Source organism: Paenibacillus sp. 1A_MP2 (assembly GCF_052244825.1).
Taxonomy (GTDB): domain Bacteria; phylum Bacillota; class Bacilli; order Paenibacillales; family Paenibacillaceae; genus Paenibacillus; species Paenibacillus vandeheii.
In genome coordinates, this window is sequence record NZ_JBQQCS010000001.1 from 5,409,514 (window position 1) to 5,425,349 (window position 15,836).

Genomic DNA, 15,836 nt, shown 5'->3' on the forward strand with positions numbered 1-15,836 from the left:
TCCGACCGCTGTGTTGAACATATCTATATATGCTGAACGAATAATTTCACACTGGATTACTACATAGTCATAACTAGTGTAAAGAAACGCCTTTATATCATAGCAGAATATAATATATAAGTTTATCCTATGTATGTTTGCACCAGATCGCGCTGCCCACACACTTTACACGAAATACAGATAAACTTAACCTTCACTTGACCTCTGGAAAATGATCCGCTGTTATGATCGTGTCATCAAGAGTCATGGGAGGGGTAATGATGCGCCTGGCCTTGTTCACCGATACCTATGTTCCGGATACCAATGGTGTTGCCGGCACGCTGCACCGCTTAAGTAACCAGTTAAACCGCAAAGGAATTGAGCATCTGCTACTTACGCCGCAGTCCGTTATTGAAGGCAATCACGCCGCACCGGCCCGTTCGGTTACCAACATCCCCTTTTCCTCTATCCGGAATGTAGAATAGCCCTACCTAACCGGAGATCCATCCATCAAGAGTTAAAAGCCTTTCAGCCAGATCTGCTGCATATCGCCACTCCATTCAATATGGGCCTTCTCGGTCTCAGATATGCGCTCAAGCATCAGCTTCCTCATGTCATCTCCTACCATACCCACTTTGATCGTTACCTCGAATACTACAGGTTGAACAGCATAATTCCTCTCTACTGGAAGTACATTCAGTGGTTCCACCGGGCCTGTGACTCCACATTAGCACCGTCTCAGGAGACCTTAAACTCATTGCAGTCGAAAGGTATTCAGCGTCTAAAACTCTGGTCCCGCGGGATCGATTGCAGCCTGTACTCACCAGATAAACGAAGCTCAGATATCCGTTCTCGCTACAATATAACGGCTCCTCTAATTTTACTCTACGTTGGACGAATTGCCCCAGAAAAAGATATCGCTACCCTCACGCTTGCCATGCAGCAGTTACCTGAACATATGCAATCCCGTGTACACTGGATCATTGTTGGTGATGGCCCATTGCTTCCCAAAATGCGTATGCAATCCCCGACCAATGTCACCTTTACAGGGTACCTGCATGGTGAGGAGCTTGCTGTTATGTATGCTTCGGCAGATCTCTTTGTGTTTCCTTCCTCAACAGAAACATTTGGCAATGTGGTGCTGGAAGCGATGGCTTCAGGATTGCCAGTTCTCGCAGCGAATGGTGGCGGTGTAAAAGACTTGGTCGCACATCATCGAAGCGGTGTTCTGTTCGAGCCAGGCCAAGCGGATGCATTGATTCGGGAGATATGCCTCTGGGGTAATCATATGGATCAACTAAGACATATGGGCATTGAAGGACGAAAACTTGCTGAGCAGCGTTCGTGGGATCACATTTTTGACGGGTTAATCGGGGATTATGAGGAAGCCATTGAGAATCGGAGAAGACGCACGAAAGATCGAATTATTACAGCTTGAACATTATTAAGAAAAAGCGGGGATGGCTAACATCCTCGCCTTTATAACAGCCGTTGCCATTTGTCTGATGTCCATGCGCACCTTCCACACTGTTATGTAGTGTAATTTTGAATCTAATCTGACTGTCTCCACTTAGAGTAGCCCCTTTAATTCACCTAGATGCTCAATAATATGCAATGGTTTAGTTGTAATACTGTCCTGCCAAGGCTGATTGACCTTCATCCAAATCGTGCTCATGCCTACTTTTGCCGCGCCTTCAACATCATTTACCGGATGATCTCCAATGTAGATACACTGCTCGGGAGAGAGGTTGAAATGATCCAATGCCAATTTGAAAATACGAGGGTCGGGCTTTTTGACCCCAGCCTCTTCCGAAACGATAATATGATCAAAATCATCCCGGATGCCGAGCTGATCGATTTTACCGTACTGAATCTCAGTTTTACCATTGGTGATCAAACCTGTTTTATATTTTCCTCTTAGAGTTTGAACCACTTCTCGCGCCTGTTCCATCAGAACAGCACTTCTCACATACTCTCTGCCATAGAACTCCATAAGTTCCTCATGAGGCGGGTTCTCAGCCCAAGGTAATTCATGGAGCAGCTCGTTGAACAAGACATCCTTGTCCTTGTAGCCGTCCTCATCCAGCTCAATAATTCGTCTAAGAATATCATCCGTAGTCTCAAGATGGGCAAAATAAGTGTTAATCAGACTCTGGCTGAAGCCTTCAAAGGTACTTATTCTGTTGAGAATCGTATTGTCCAGATCAAAAATAATCGCTTTAATATGATCCATCGTCATGCTCCTCCTGTCTAGTCTGTCAAACGTTCTTTACTCAACAGCAACTCCAGTTTCCGATTGGTTTCGGCCTGCTCTTGAATTAATCGTTTCGTTTTACTTTCTATGCTGATGAGTGTGACCGTCATAATAATTACACAAATGATCCCAATAAACCCCATAACTACTCACCTCTAACGTAATGTTTCTTCTATTTTGTTAGCTGCGACTACCATGAATTATAAACATGTAAACCCAACCATAGAATAGACCAGGGCTGGGTTTACCTTGTAGAACTCATGTTCATTTCTTCTTTTTGTGATAATGGTATCCTGTACATAGGCCCTTTTGTTTGGATTTCGCGGAACAATTATGTCCACCATTTTTGTCCAATCTGCCTGGATGGGCATAAGCAGAAGAAGATACACCAATAAGTACGACAAGAGACAAAATTATTATAACAACCTTTTTCATACGTCACCCTTCGATCACACCCTATGCTTTAGGGCTTAGTTCTTCCTCCATCATTCTACATGAAAACCCATAATAAGGATATCCTTATCACTCCAAAATTTGCTTATTCTATGATTTTAAACTTCCTCAATGCGTGTGTGATGCCATCCTCACTTGCTCGCAGAGTGACATAGTCCGCACTTTGTTTGACACGCTCTCCGCCATTCCCCATCGCAATGCCGAGACCCACGTACTCTAGCAGATTGATATCATTTTCACCATCGCCAAAAGCCATCGCTTCCTCTCTCGAAATATTCAGATGGGCGAGCACTTTCCCTGCCGCTATCGATTTGGATACTTCGTTCTCTTCCATGACGTTAGACACATAAGGATGGAACCTCACGAATCTTAATGTAGGGAATTGGTAATGGAATTTCTCCACTTCGGCTTGATCGGCATATAAACAAATACAATACACTTCTTGTTCCAAAGAACTAATGGTCAGTGGATATTCTATCAGGCCAAGCGTATCTCTCAATGCATCGATGACACGCACATCCGTTGTGCATAATCCATTCATCACGAATGACTCTGTAAAATAAGAAATACTGCTTCCGTGCAGCTCGGCAAATTCACTGAATTCTCTAACCATTCGTGCAGAAAGCACCGATTTATGTATCACTTCTTCACCGCTCTTGATCAATGCCCCGTTAGCCGAAATTATGGTATCCATTCCGAGTTTCCTGAACTCTCCGCATAAATTATAGGGTCTGCCGGTGACCAGAACGACCTGTATACCCCTACGAACCAAATTTCGAATCGATTCCTCTGTACTTGGCGAGAGACTTCGATCCTTCTCACTGAGTAACGTACCGTCCACGTCCATAAATACGATTTTAATCAATGGAACATCTCCTAAGCTATATAAATTGAATTGCGGAATATTTACACTTGCCACTCCGATGACAGAACAACCTTCCGATCGCTGTTATCCCCAGATTTTTTTGATTCCTATTTTCAAAGGGGAAAATCCGGGGATAAAGGCGAAGCGTATGCTTTCGATGCAGCTTTCTTCCAGAAAGCTTTTAGCTCCACTTCTTCAGGTTATTTCTGACCTCTCCGTTATCGTGTAAATGTTTATTTCAGTTTATGGAAATTAAGCATTGATCTTCAATAAAAAAGGCAAGTGCACAGTTAACTTAATAGTATTCCTGCACTTGCCTTTACATTATCGAGTCTGGACGTTCTGACTCCGCTCCATGTACCACAACTGAAACGCCTCTACGGCTTCGAGCGAAATATCGTTTACGTTGTGATGCAGAACAGGTTTGGCACGGTTTACCGTTTGAATCGAAGCGACCCCAAACCAGCGTTGCAGCACATTCCGGGTGATTTGTACCTCGATGACTTTTTCACGCTTAGAGATGTATAATGTTGACGTTAATGCGCCGGTTCGCAACTGAATAAAGTTCTGATTCAGGACGTAGCGTGTATGGAAAAAATCAGCTAATCTGCATATGACAACCCATAGTAACAGAATAGCGGAAATCATCCACCACGCCTGATGCTGTCCCAGAATCACCGGTTTGAAATAAAACAGTAAACCTGTAGCAATGATCCACACCCAGCTTGGTATCAGCATGCGCAGCCATAAGGATTTTCGCGGAAGCTTCTGCATCTCCTCTGTAACCTGATAGGATGGCAAAATCTCCGAGATCATATCGTAAGCTTGCTTTACAGGCAGAAAAGGATAGAGCGAGTTAACCTCCTGGTCGGATTCTCCCAAACCACCTGCTGTCGTCAGTTCCACTTCTGCCAGTCCTAACAGCCTTTTCATCGGAGACTGCGTGATTTTCACCGCCTGGACTCGTTCCTTCAGAATCGAAAATGCGGTCTGTTCCAACATGCCCTTCGTAATATAGATTCGTTTGCGATCTGAGGATATTTGGAAATCACCATACTTCACAAAAGTTCTAATTATACCAAGCGTAATGGAAACAGCGATAAGTCCCGTGATAATCAATGTGGTAATCCACCAGGTATCCAGCCACGTTAATACGATGCTCTCCGTCACTTTTTCATCAGGAAAGAAATCTTTTATCGACGAATAGAGAGAACCCAGAATCGGAATAAGTACCAGAAAGCTGAGTGAGGTGAACGATGCTTTGAATATATCTTTACGGGTGGACTGGTAATGTATAGTCCGTTCAAGCTCCTCTTTAACAGGCACTGGAGTATCTTCTTCCGTTGTTACGTTTTCGGGCAGATTCTCTGAGTCTACGAGTTGTTCCATAACATCACTGGTCGCATCTGCTTCCGACATATGTCCTGCTACAATCTTTTCAAGCCGATCTGATTCCGAGAGTGAAACGACTTGCAGCTGAAACGTAGCATCTTCTCCCTTGATGCCCGTCTCAAAACGAATGGATGTGACTCTGAACAAACGATGAAACAACGACGTATGCCGGTTCACGTTCTGAATTTTGGTGAAGGGTATCGTTCTTCTTGTGCGGTTAAATACTCCACTGTAGATCTGGAAAGCCTTATCCTCTGCGGTATAACGTAACGTAAACCAGCCCCAGATGATGGCTATTACACTAAACGTCATAGCCACATAAAAGGCGACTCTTCCATACATAATCCACTTGGACGCCGAGCCATGACGAAGAATAAATAAAAAAACGATAAATGCAAAAGAATTTTTAACCAGTTTCCATACACTCCAGAGCATGGCTAACGGGTGTTGTCTTTTCGTCTCGTTCATTCATCCACCTCGTTAATCCTCGCATAGGATGCAATCTGATGGCGCAATTCAAGCGCCACTTCCTCTGGCAACGCCGGGATGTTATGAGATGACCCCATCGTGCCGACCGATACGGAATATAGGCCATATTTTCTCAAAAGGGGACCTTGGTTCGTTGTAACCGATTGTACTTTCGCCATAGGAATGATCTGATGCACCTTCTTCAGAGCCCCGTGTTTCAATTGCAAGAACTCCTCATTCGCATCGTAGTACCAATGCTTGTATAACAATGAAGGTCGAATAAAAATCCCCCACACGGCATACAGCACCGAAATAGCTGTTACTCCCCACAGTAACCAACCAATCCACGACTTCCATCCATAAATGGAATCCAGAACCAACAGTGCTGCAAGCACAATCAGACCTATTCCATTAGATATGATTGCACTGATTCTCCATATAGTTATGGCGTTCGGGGATAAACGTTGCTCGGGTGTATTCCACTGTATGTACTGCATATATTCACTCCTTTTTCTTACTGTACGAAGAATAGTCCTCTATCGATGCAGAAAGATTCAATTAGTAAAAGAGATGACTCCTGTTCAGCACAGTCGTCATCTCTGGGTCATTTTATTTTGCAGCAAAATCCTTCACTTCACATAACCACACCATATGGTCCGAACCTTCACCCCAATAGTTCTTTGCCACGGCATAGGGTTCTCCAAACTTACACTGCCATTTCTGCTGCGCTGTCCGGTAGCCGCTATCCAGACAAAATTGCGTAATCTTACGCCGCTGAAGTTCAGTAGCCAGGGCCTGAATAAGAGCAGAGCCAATCCCCTGACCTTGTACCTCTGGCAAAACGTAGAGACTACCCAGTTCTCCTATTTGGTTCAATTGGTTGTTTGTGCATTCTTGAATCTCCTTGCCGCAAGGACCATAGGAAATGGTGCCAACGACGGTGTCTTCTCTTTTGGCGACCAAAAAGAAGACACTCGATTCCTTATTGTTGTCAGGATGCAAAGCGCAGTGAAGCATTGCTTTTTTGTGTTCTATTTCATCCCGAATGTCTTCGTGCAGGGCACCCAGCCCCTCTTGTATAAATGCACTCGTAATGGATATTTCGAATACCTGGCAAGCACTCTCCATATCCGATGATGTTAAAGGTTGAATGGTAGTCAGGTGACTCATATGACCGTCTCTCCGTTTCGATAGCTATATAAATTAAACTAAAGGTTATTTACACTTGCCACTGCGATGACAGAACAACCTTCCGATCGCTGTTATCCCCAGATTTTTTTGATTCCTATTTTCAAAGGGGAAAATCCGGGGATAAAGGCGAAGCGTATGCTTCCGATGCAGCTTTCTTTCAGAAAGCTTTTAGCTCCGCTTCTTCAGGTTTTTTCTGTCCTCTCCGTTATCGTGTAAATTATTTTGTTAAACCTATATAGTAAACTGACTTATCGATGTAATCAGTAGGCTTAGATGTTAGTCCGTATGACTCTGGATCACTTTCCTTACCTGGTTTGAATTCTCAATGGGTATGATATATCCGGTCGAATTATCCTCATTTCTTACAAGAAGGGCATTCATATCTGGGTCGCTCCCTATAGAGAAATCATACGTTGTCAGTGAATCATCCTTATTCGTTATATTCAGCTTATACTGAGCTACATAATTGGGCATTCCAGGTAGGGGCTCCGCCTGTTTAATGGCCTTTACGATCACCCGAATCTCGTCGGGATCATTTAACTGCAAATCTTGACATGGTTCAAATCTAGAATCTGGACTACAGATAAGTGTAATAAGTCGCGGAAGATCATCTTCCTCTGCATTCGAATCATTTGGATGGTTACAGGCTGCAAGGAGCATCGCGAAGAGACCTACGAGAATCCCTGCTTTTTTCATTAGCATATATACCTCCGATTCTTAATCAGAACATGAGCGTAAACTCTCTACGTAATTATCTAGATGTAGCTCTAGATGCTTATGTTGTACACCGCAACTCGGAGTCCCATCCTTGGAGCAGTTCTTTTAAACGCTGGGCGGTATCGGCCACAAAAGTACGTATCTTTACATCCGTAATGAATTTGGGAACTATACCGGGTTCGTTGGCGCTTTCATTAAAAAAGGAAAACGTACGATCCCGCCAGCGCAAGATCTCATCTGCGGTTAACAGATCAACAACATCATAGCCAGGCGCAATCTCAAGCATTTGCCAAACGTCTTCAATCCAGCTTGCCTGTTGATAAAGGTTAAAATCAATCTGATCCGTCTCCTGGTAATACAGACGCCCAAGTTCATCCTTGGTTCGGGTTATACCCGAATTTTGATCCGTAAGAGTAACCTGCTCCACAAATTGCGGATGAACACTACGGAACCAGTAAAAGTCTGTCAGGACATGCATAAAATAGCCCCGCACGAACCACTTCCATCCCTCATCTGCGTGCTGTTGAATGTAGGTTGAATAACGTTCTTTTAGTTGCTCAACGTACTGTCCTTCATTCTTATCCTTAGGGTTGAAATGAGTGTTTTCCTTATCCGCTCTTGTCCAACCCTCGCGCATATGAATAGAGTCAGGTGCGACATTCCCCAGATAGAACGGACCTCGTTCTACATGTCCATGCAAGGTTTCAGCAAAAAGAACAGCAACATTTAAATGAACCATTGGCAGTGGCATAGAGATATTCTCCTTTTTCGCAAAATCTGCTACACATACAAAAGAAAATCAATTTATTCTATGCTCAAGCCTGCACTCGCTCTGCTTGTATCGTCTCAAATAGCTGCTCCAAATCCGTATGAAGATCCGGCTGTTCGTTAACGAGCAGGTTTATGTATTCCGACCCGCATTCATAGAAAACAAGACGATTAAACGGAGCTGAATCCCCAAGATGATTCATATCTAGTCCTAATTTCTCCCGAATCCGATTCTCCATATATCGCGCGTACCCCTCGTTCCACTCCAGCCAGTTGAAGTACTCCCCTTGTTCTTCACTCAAAGAGTTAAACAGAGCCAATCTTGCCGCTTTGACTTGCAAGAGATCCTTACTCTTCAGGGCTGATAGCAACGAATTGATCCGCTCGGTAACTATCTCATTGTCATAAGGAAACTCATAATCCAGTTCCCACGTTACACGTTTGATTTGCTCCATCCTGCGTTTAATCTCAAGTCGGTCACCAATGTCACGATACTGTTCATATACGTAACAATGGACAAACTCATGAAAGAGGAAGACTTTCTGCTCAAAATTTTGGAACGCTGCATCTGTCACCACTGCGCATATTCGTTCATCCATGTGATGCACCGGAAATGCCGCCAAGCATTCATCGGGAATATTCAGATCATCCGGAACGGTTTTCACCCATTCATATTGCTTCGTCTTGGACGAATAATCATAGATATATAACAAAGTTTCATATGCCACAACCACAGGATAATGCTCTCTGAATAAGGGATGTATACTGACCAAATCCTTTTGAAGCTCTTGCAACTCGTTGATTTGCTCTAAAAAAGTATCCATGTCAATTACCCTCTCTTTAGTTGAATGATGAGTTAATCATATCAATAGAGCAACAATAAAACACTGAGAGAAAAATGATAATTCTATTGTTGAGTGATATTTCTACAGGTTAGAACCGTTCTCCTCGTTTCTCATATAAATAAATGTCCAGCGCCTGAATCCCACGTTTAGCAAGTTTGATAAATAAAATAAGGGCATATACGCCCAATCCGAATAACACCAAATTAAATAAAACTGCAAATGTCGAAATGAATGAAAAACTCATCATACTTCCTCCTTTTTATCACCGTAATGAATTCAAAATTCATATAATTATCATGATTTATAAATATACCAACTTATTAATTCACCAGCCTATTTTAGCATATTTTACCTCTCTTTACTTTCTTCAATCAAGTTCCTCACTTGATAGGCTTAATGCTAATCATTAAAAATGAAAAATCTCCCCCGGGCATCCGGCTGGAAGACTTTACTGAAGACTTATTCTATTAAATCCGTTCACCGCTTACCACATGCCAGTGTTGATGCTTCGAATCCTGGTAAGTACCCAGATTCGTTACGATTTTGGAAAAACCCGTCTGAACAACCATGTCCCCAGCAACCTTTTTGATAACGCGCATGATCTCCAGTAATAGTTCATCATTATTAGCTTCTTCCTGTGAAATGAACGATTGGATATGGATCTTCGGAATAACAACAATATGATGTTTGTAGTATGGTCGGGTATGATGATAAGCCAGCACCTTGTCTGTTTCCATGACGATATTTACTTTGGTATTACCACTAAGCACTTCATCACAATAAAAATCCTGTGTCATATACGATCCCCTTTCACTACTCTTAGTTAATATATCCCGCTTTTTTCAGCACATATTCCGTGAATGGATTAATCTCAGGGATCGGCATACTCAGATCAAAATAACGCAGTTCCAGTCCTTCATCATCCATGACGGTTGGTTCGCCCTGAATTTCAGTAGCTTCATAGACAGCCATGACATTATACACCTCATCTCCATGCGGATACTTGTAATACATGTCCTGACCTGAGAAAACGGTAATGAGTTTATACGCACCCGCTCTCAATCCAGCTTCCTCATATAATTCACGGGCAGCAGCTTCCTCCAAAGATTCTCCCGGTTCCAATGATCCACCAATGGTTCCCCAATCCAGACTATCTGTACGTCTTTGCAATAGCAGATGGCTCTGCTCATTGAAGACCAACACACATGAACCAGCCATGATTAGAGGGCGCGAACCCACCAGCTTTCTCAACTCCATGATATATCCCATAAAGATTCTCCCCGTCTTGAATCAGATAAGTTCAACAACGTGTCTCTAAGACTTGGATTTAGTCAAGATTCCCTTGTCTACGGAATCTTGGATAATTTGCTGTGCGTACGTCCACAATGTTTCGGAACCGTTCACAATCTCTCGATTTCTGTTTAACACCTGTTCACTTGTAATATTGTATTTCTGCCACGTATCTCCCTCATTCTGATGATTGTGGATCAACGGCTGCAACCGATCCATCGACGAGGCAAACTGCGCTTCATTGGTCTCCTTTGCCTCGAACTCCAGCCACAGGTTCAACAATTCTTGAGCCTGCTCCTCAGGCAATATCCCGAACAATCGATGGGCAGCCTTAATCTCGCGGTCATATTTATCCGTATGCCCTACCATATCGTAGGCAAAAGTATCTCCGGCATCGATCTCAACGAGGTCATGAACCAGAAGCATCTTAATAACCTTGAGAATATCCACTTCTATGTTGGAATGGCTCTGCAAAATCAAGGCCATCATCGCCAGATGCCAGGAATGCTCCGCATCATTTTCCAGTCTGTCACCATGGATAATTCTCGTTTTTCGTTCAATCGTTTTCAGTTTATCGATTTCAATAAGAAATTGGATCTGTTCCTGCAATTCGTTCACGATCATTCTCCTCCCAGTGTTTTTTCCAAATCCTTCAAGAGAGATTATACCAGTAAACTCTGTAATCAAAGTTCAGTGACATACCCACCCCCTCTGCCAAACGGATTGAACCTGCATTATCTGGGGAGCAGTCCCAATACGGCTGGATACCTTTATTCCTGCATTCTTCTACAAAAGCCCGCGCTACCCACTTGCCATAATTATTTTTCTTGTAGGCTTCGATAGTTTCAATATCAATTGCATGCCACTGATCTGATATAAACGCCGAAAAGCAAACACTCGCGATATCCTCGTTGTGTACTGCAGTGTATCCAAAGCCATGTTCCAAGAAATCATCCATGTTATCCCAAAATCTCGAGATTTTATCCTTCAGAAAAGATAGATTATTGAACTTTCCAACTTTCAGTAATGTCTCGTCTAATCTGAGAAGGATAACCTTCATAAATTGCTTGATGACTTCGATACTCAGTCATTCCTTGGGTTGAATCCAATGTGAATACATGCTGAATATTGCTATGGACCTCTTTATTCGCGGCCATATGATGAAGCACATCTTCCCAACTTTTATCCACCACACCTACTTCGACTGTATGGATATTTAATCTTAATAATTCAGGTTTTATATGTTCTTTCATGAACTCTTCCAAATCGTTCAGAAAGGGTTTACTTTGGGCGTTTCCGATCAACTGAAAACCGTTTTGTCCCTTCACCCAAATTAAAGCTGCTGTGATATTCGCTGCATCATCAACGTAGATCCGGCCAGGATTCAACCCAGATGCCACAGCCTTCACCTCAATATTGCTGTTAAAGTCCGTGAAGTGCATCACCTTATAGAATTCATGCTGCTTAAGCTCGCTAATCATCAGTTCATTCCCTCCCGAACGACACTCAGGAAATATTCACGATGATCCGGATGGCAGGCAATCAGATATGGCTCTGAATTCATACCTTCAAAGGGATTTCCGAAATGGCCTTACCCATGGCAATCGCTTCCGCGCATACCGAGACACGACCGATGTAGGCTTCTAGATGTACCGCTGTAAATATTTTTCCTGATCGAGTTCGTACTGCTGCCCCTATGTGATGCTTGCCCTCCTGATACAAACGCGAAATTACGTTCTTTGCTGCTTCAATTAGTTCCAAATCCTCTGTCGTTATGGTCATCATGATGTCTCCTTTTACTGATAGATCCTGTATTGTACTGTGTCGTACCGGCCCTTTAACTTTTGCTCTGGTGCTCAACCTTGTCCTTCATCGCTTTCCACCATGCTCCAAACCAGATTCCGCCAAGCCTTTAATTTCGTTCAACATGTACTTCGCATAATCAAGAAGCAAATCATCACTTAAATTCACGCTTTCCAGCTCTCCGTTATATTTTGCGAGACATTGTGAAATGACTTCATTGTATTTCGGTAAAATATGAATAAGTGCCCACTCGCCTGCTTCTCGCTTGGAGTATATTACCGAATCTTTAACATACAATAGAACCCGTGATAGGTTCAGAACATAGTAGACAGGATTTTCCGTTATTTCTTCCAGAGCTGAACCAACGTCAGATGTAATAGAGGCCAGCATATATTCACGTTTTACAGGCTGGAATAACTCCTTAACAGGTTTGCCAGCAAGCACTACTCCACGGTCAACAATAACGGCCAGGTGTGCTACCAGATCTGGATCTTCGTATCCACCACAAAGATATTGATCATCATTTCTATACTTTTCCCGGTGATACGCGGAGTAATGAAATTCAAATGGAGTTGGAAACGTCAGATTAGCAACCGTAGACTCCAAGACAATACTAAGTTCAAATCCTGTGATGATATGCATTTCATCTTCGATGTGCATCAATCGTTTCGCAATACTCCGATAGGTATCAGCGGACAGCTGGTCCCGGCATACCACCAGTATATCGATATCGCTTTGATTCGGATGGAATCCTCCCATAGCCATGGACCCGTGCAAATAAATTCCCACCAGGGAATCCGCACATTCTTCTTTTAACAAATGAGTAGCTGTATGTAGTACCGCCTGTTCATCCACTTAAACCCACTCCTTTATTTACATTGTTAAGTATCCAATTCCACTTTCATTTCCTTCACAAAAACAGCCGTTCCACTAATTCTGACATCCATGTCCTGTCCATCCTTAACCACGCTAACGTGAATTTTTCCATCTCTATCAATCTCATGGCCTTGCTCCACAACAAAATGAGCTTGATGCATCTCAGAATTCATATACTCCAAATAATAGGCACCCATCACACCGGATGCTGTTCCCGTAACCGAATCCTCCGTAGTACCCGAAAAGGGCGAGGAAAAATGTCTGGCATGCATTAGAGCATCTGAATCACGGGTTTCCAGAGTAAAGGGGTGCAAAGAAGCTTTTGGATTCTCATTTAATATCTCAGGAAAAAGGGAGGAGTCCGGTTTCATTTGTTGGAAAGAAGTCAGTTTACGAATCGGTATCAACAAAGTCCAGGTGCCTGTACTTCCATAGACGATGGGTGTGGATAGATCAAGATCATCCATGGTTAGATTTATGGAATTTGCCAGCTTCTCTATGTCACCTTGGAATGGCAGGAAACGGGGTTGATCCTGCTTCATCTCAATGTTGATCGTATCGCCTTCCTGCTGGAAATGAATCGGCAATAGGCCTACATTAGTCTCAATGGTGATCGACTGTTTATCTCCCAGAAATCCTCTAGTCTTTAACCCATACATGGACGCCATTGTGGCGTGCCCACACAGATTAATCTCATGACCCGGTGTGAAATATCGTAAACTAACGTCTGCAATTTCAGAACTCATCACGAAGACCGTTTCATTAAAGCCGACCTTAAGCGCAATCTGCTGCATCGTTTCCTCACTGAGCGAATCGGCATGAAAAACGACTCCGGCCGGATTTCCTTTACCAGGAATCTTTGAAAAAGCATCATAATGATATACAGTGATTTCACTCATTGTAGACCCACCTTATTTTTCAGTTTATAAGACGTACATCGCCATATAACTCTACTACTTCACCATCAACAACGATCCCAGCACCATCTTTGCAAGCATAGATTGTTGTCGAGTTGGTAAGCGCGTAATCTCTTAATGAATCCAGAGTTTCGTCAGAGCCATCCCAATGGGGTGAAAATTCAAAATCAACGAGCGCCAGAGCCTGCTTGTCCATTAATCCAACATGGTTCTCGTCTGCATCTTTACCATATCCGGCCATTTCAATCGTTGGTGTAGTTAGAATACTGCCTGCGCTAACTCCAATCAGAATGCCGCCCTTATTCACATACGAACGCAACAATCCCATTGCATTTCTCTTCTGTAGTAAACTTAGAAAAAAGAATGTATTCCCTCCAGATAAATGAATCGCATCGTTTTCAAAAATCGTATTGAATCTGCTTTCCTCGTACTCCAGGTCCAGATCATAATAATCAATCGTTTCGATTCCCAGTCGATTATAGAAACCGCTCGTAAGCTCGAAATATCTTCTATCCGGGTCAGAACACGAAGGTACATAACCGATGGAAGGCTGGTCAGAGTTGAACAAGCTCATTATTCTCTGATTTAATTTTTGATTTGATTCGAAATATAAATCACTTAACAAAACCAGCTTGGTCATCTGAATTTCTCCCTTTTTAATTTCCAGAGTCCTTATTGCATCTGCCCATTAATATATCTTCTATGACTTGAAGATGCGTCCTGAGCCCACAATTCCAACTCGACTCTACTAACCAAAAATTGATCTTGAACCTTGATGAAAGGAAACATTTTTCCTTCAAAGAAACCCGATGCCGAGAAACTTCCTTGTTCGGCCTTAATAATGTCCATCACCTGTTCTTTAGTTATACTCAGATACTCGGCCGTTTCTTGGATCGTCATTAATGGTTTGTTGTTGTTCGGCACTTCCTGCTCCACTGCCTGAGCCGATTCATTAGCGCTCCCCTGATTAGATAGCAACAGGCAGCCAACAATAAACGATATGCCCAAGATTGCACTGGCTATTAAGATCGAAAATGGAATAGATTTCACGGAATCCCTACCTTCTATTTTTTGCTTACAGATCTCTAATCGTGTAATGAACCGCTTCACCGAGAAAGTCAGTTCGGGTTAGCCCCTTCTCTCCAAGGAAAGCTCTGTAACTCGTTATCGTACCATCATGTGAAATGATAAAAGTTCTCTCGCCGTGCTCTCTACACCATTGAACTAGCCGTCCAGCATAAACCGCAAATTGATGTTCTTCCATCCGATTAATTCCATCCACCCAGCAATCAAGTTCATAATCAAGAATTCGTAGCCCCGTGTACTGAGCATTTAATTCGTCTTTCGAATAGATTTGATCACAGCGCAGAACGGGAAACTCCGGATTTTGAGGGAACATTCTCGGGCCAACGAGTGGACAGACTGTCAGTTTATCGCCTGATGTTAAGAGGAGTGCCGTTTCTATCGTTCGTTTCGTAGGACTCACCAAAACTACGTCTTCCGATAAGATTTTAATCTGCTTTCGTAACTCAGTCGCTTGCCTCTTTCCTTGTTCAGTAAGTCCCGGATGCAAGTGATTTAGCTGATGAGGATAATTAAGCAAATGTTCAGCGTGACCATGACGAATAAATGTGATTCCCACAGGCTCCTCCTAATTTTGAACGTAATGCTTAAGACCGTCTATATCATACAGATTGCACAAATCCTTTTTCAAAAACACCGGATAAATCTCCATACCTTTTGAGTTCATCCAGATTTACTTTGCCGACCAACCAGAGGAAACCCCCTCCACAAATCCGTTAACAAACGATGGAATAAAAAGTACAATCAACAAAGTTAAACTCCCTATACCCCATCTGACCAATGTTTTACGTTTGCTCCTTACACCTACGATGAACAATATAGCGGTAATGACGATTAGTGTTGCCTCGAGAAATAACATGAAAATAAACCTCCGTTATGTATTGTATTACCGTGCTAAGAAATCTCGTACTATTACTTTAATCTGCTCAAGATTA

General features: G+C 42.9%; 25 protein-coding genes and 1 pseudogene. 3 read left to right on the forward strand and 23 right to left on the reverse strand.

What is annotated here, in order from left to right; genetic code table 11:
* Window positions 1-257: 257 nt before the first annotated feature.
* The 3 genes and pseudogenes from ACTWJ7_RS26380 (at window position 258) to ACTWJ7_RS26390 (ending at window position 1,417) form a co-directional block, all read left to right on the forward strand.
* The gene (locus ACTWJ7_RS26380) at window positions 258-464 is read left to right on the forward strand and encodes a hypothetical protein (RefSeq protein WP_443146010.1); all 207 of its coding nucleotides are present in this window, start codon (window positions 258-260) and stop codon (window positions 462-464) included.
* Window positions 461-733, forward strand: a pseudogene (locus ACTWJ7_RS26385) (glycosyltransferase); the annotation flags it as partial. The gene ACTWJ7_RS26380 and the pseudogene ACTWJ7_RS26385, both read left to right, overlap by 4 nt.
* Window positions 734-736: 3 nt before the next feature.
* The gene (locus tag ACTWJ7_RS26390) at window positions 737-1,417 is read left to right on the forward strand and encodes a glycosyltransferase (RefSeq protein ID WP_443146011.1); all 681 of its coding nucleotides are present in this window, start codon (window positions 737-739) and stop codon (window positions 1,415-1,417) included.
* A 132-nt stretch (window positions 1,418-1,549) separates the two neighbouring features.
* On the opposite strand, the gene ACTWJ7_RS26395 is transcribed toward ACTWJ7_RS26390, so the two are convergent.
* From ACTWJ7_RS26395 to ACTWJ7_RS26505, 23 genes are all read right to left on the reverse strand, one after another.
* Window positions 1,550-2,212, reverse strand: a complete 663-nt coding sequence (locus ACTWJ7_RS26395) for an HAD family hydrolase (RefSeq protein WP_079346402.1) — start codon at window positions 2,210-2,212, stop codon at window positions 1,550-1,552.
* Between the two features lie 17 nt (window positions 2,213-2,229).
* Window positions 2,230-2,376 carry a hypothetical protein gene (locus tag ACTWJ7_RS26400; RefSeq protein WP_179132684.1) on the reverse strand — a complete coding sequence of 49 codons (147 nt, stop codon included), beginning with the start codon at window positions 2,374-2,376 and terminating at the stop codon, window positions 2,230-2,232.
* A gap of 121 nt (window positions 2,377-2,497) precedes the next feature.
* Entirely contained in the window at window positions 2,498-2,668 is a 171-nt protein-coding gene (locus tag ACTWJ7_RS26405) for a YHYH domain-containing protein (RefSeq protein ID WP_143805381.1), read from the reverse strand.
* Between the two features lie 103 nt (window positions 2,669-2,771).
* A complete protein-coding gene (locus ACTWJ7_RS26410) occupies window positions 2,772-3,551 on the reverse strand; it encodes a Cof-type HAD-IIB family hydrolase (RefSeq protein WP_301881653.1) in 780 nt (259 codons plus the stop codon).
* 324 nt (window positions 3,552-3,875) lie between these two features.
* Window positions 3,876-5,411 carry a PH domain-containing protein gene (locus ACTWJ7_RS26415; RefSeq protein ID WP_301881655.1) on the reverse strand — a complete coding sequence of 512 codons (1,536 nt, stop codon included), beginning with the start codon at window positions 5,409-5,411 and terminating at the stop codon, window positions 3,876-3,878.
* Window positions 5,408-5,908 (reverse strand): PH domain-containing protein, encoded by a 501-nt coding sequence (locus ACTWJ7_RS26420; protein WP_301881656.1) that lies wholly within the window; start codon window positions 5,906-5,908, stop codon window positions 5,408-5,410. The genes ACTWJ7_RS26415 and ACTWJ7_RS26420 overlap by 4 nt, the downstream gene beginning before the upstream one ends.
* Before the next feature lie 112 nt (window positions 5,909-6,020).
* Entirely contained in the window at window positions 6,021-6,581 is a 561-nt protein-coding gene (locus ACTWJ7_RS26425; protein WP_301881658.1) for a GNAT family N-acetyltransferase, read from the reverse strand.
* A gap of 297 nt (window positions 6,582-6,878) precedes the next feature.
* Entirely contained in the window at window positions 6,879-7,298 is a 420-nt protein-coding gene (locus tag ACTWJ7_RS26430; protein WP_301881659.1) for a hypothetical protein, read from the reverse strand.
* 79 nt (window positions 7,299-7,377) lie between these two features.
* Window positions 7,378-8,070, reverse strand: a complete 693-nt coding sequence (locus ACTWJ7_RS26435) for a hypothetical protein (protein ID WP_301881660.1) — start codon at window positions 8,068-8,070, stop codon at window positions 7,378-7,380.
* A 64-nt stretch (window positions 8,071-8,134) separates the two neighbouring features.
* Window positions 8,135-8,911 (reverse strand): hypothetical protein, encoded by a 777-nt coding sequence (locus ACTWJ7_RS26440; protein WP_301881661.1) that lies wholly within the window; start codon window positions 8,909-8,911, stop codon window positions 8,135-8,137.
* Between the two features lie 109 nt (window positions 8,912-9,020).
* Window positions 9,021-9,179, reverse strand: a complete 159-nt coding sequence (locus ACTWJ7_RS26445) for a hypothetical protein (RefSeq protein WP_173405199.1) — start codon at window positions 9,177-9,179, stop codon at window positions 9,021-9,023.
* A gap of 220 nt (window positions 9,180-9,399) precedes the next feature.
* Entirely contained in the window at window positions 9,400-9,729 is a 330-nt protein-coding gene (locus tag ACTWJ7_RS26450; RefSeq protein ID WP_301881663.1) for an HIT family protein, read from the reverse strand.
* 22 nt (window positions 9,730-9,751) lie between these two features.
* Entirely contained in the window at window positions 9,752-10,201 is a 450-nt protein-coding gene (locus tag ACTWJ7_RS26455; RefSeq protein WP_024628219.1) for an NUDIX hydrolase, read from the reverse strand.
* Window positions 10,202-10,246: 45 nt separating this feature from the next.
* Window positions 10,247-10,846 (reverse strand): HD domain-containing protein, encoded by a 600-nt coding sequence (locus ACTWJ7_RS26460; protein ID WP_301881665.1) that lies wholly within the window; start codon window positions 10,844-10,846, stop codon window positions 10,247-10,249.
* A 28-nt stretch (window positions 10,847-10,874) separates the two neighbouring features.
* A complete protein-coding gene (locus ACTWJ7_RS26465) occupies window positions 10,875-11,180 on the reverse strand; it encodes a GNAT family N-acetyltransferase (RefSeq protein WP_301881667.1) in 306 nt (101 codons plus the stop codon).
* A gap of 43 nt (window positions 11,181-11,223) precedes the next feature.
* The gene (locus ACTWJ7_RS26470; protein ID WP_301881668.1) at window positions 11,224-11,703 is read right to left on the reverse strand and encodes a hypothetical protein; all 480 of its coding nucleotides are present in this window, start codon (window positions 11,701-11,703) and stop codon (window positions 11,224-11,226) included.
* Window positions 11,704-11,782: 79 nt separating this feature from the next.
* Complete coding sequence (locus tag ACTWJ7_RS26475; protein WP_301881671.1) at window positions 11,783-12,007, reverse strand: hypothetical protein; 225 nt, start codon at window positions 12,005-12,007, stop codon at window positions 11,783-11,785.
* Window positions 12,008-12,091: 84 nt separating this feature from the next.
* On the reverse strand, window positions 12,092-12,880 hold the full coding sequence (locus ACTWJ7_RS26480; RefSeq protein ID WP_301881672.1) for an aminoglycoside adenylyltransferase domain-containing protein: 789 nt from the start codon (window positions 12,878-12,880) through the stop codon (window positions 12,092-12,094).
* A gap of 26 nt (window positions 12,881-12,906) precedes the next feature.
* Window positions 12,907-13,800, reverse strand: coding sequence for a PhzF family phenazine biosynthesis protein (locus tag ACTWJ7_RS26485; RefSeq protein WP_301881674.1), 894 nt, complete (start codon window positions 13,798-13,800; stop codon window positions 12,907-12,909).
* Between the two features lie 19 nt (window positions 13,801-13,819).
* On the reverse strand, window positions 13,820-14,458 hold the full coding sequence (locus tag ACTWJ7_RS26490; protein ID WP_301881676.1) for a Type 1 glutamine amidotransferase-like domain-containing protein: 639 nt from the start codon (window positions 14,456-14,458) through the stop codon (window positions 13,820-13,822).
* A 32-nt stretch (window positions 14,459-14,490) separates the two neighbouring features.
* The gene (locus ACTWJ7_RS26495) at window positions 14,491-14,868 is read right to left on the reverse strand and encodes a hypothetical protein (RefSeq protein WP_079346426.1); all 378 of its coding nucleotides are present in this window, start codon (window positions 14,866-14,868) and stop codon (window positions 14,491-14,493) included.
* Between the two features lie 25 nt (window positions 14,869-14,893).
* Window positions 14,894-15,460 carry a histidine phosphatase family protein gene (locus ACTWJ7_RS26500; RefSeq protein ID WP_301881679.1) on the reverse strand — a complete coding sequence of 189 codons (567 nt, stop codon included), beginning with the start codon at window positions 15,458-15,460 and terminating at the stop codon, window positions 14,894-14,896.
* A 114-nt stretch (window positions 15,461-15,574) separates the two neighbouring features.
* On the reverse strand, window positions 15,575-15,760 hold the full coding sequence (locus ACTWJ7_RS26505) for a hypothetical protein (RefSeq protein WP_443146012.1): 186 nt from the start codon (window positions 15,758-15,760) through the stop codon (window positions 15,575-15,577).
* Window positions 15,761-15,836 lie beyond the last annotated feature (76 nt).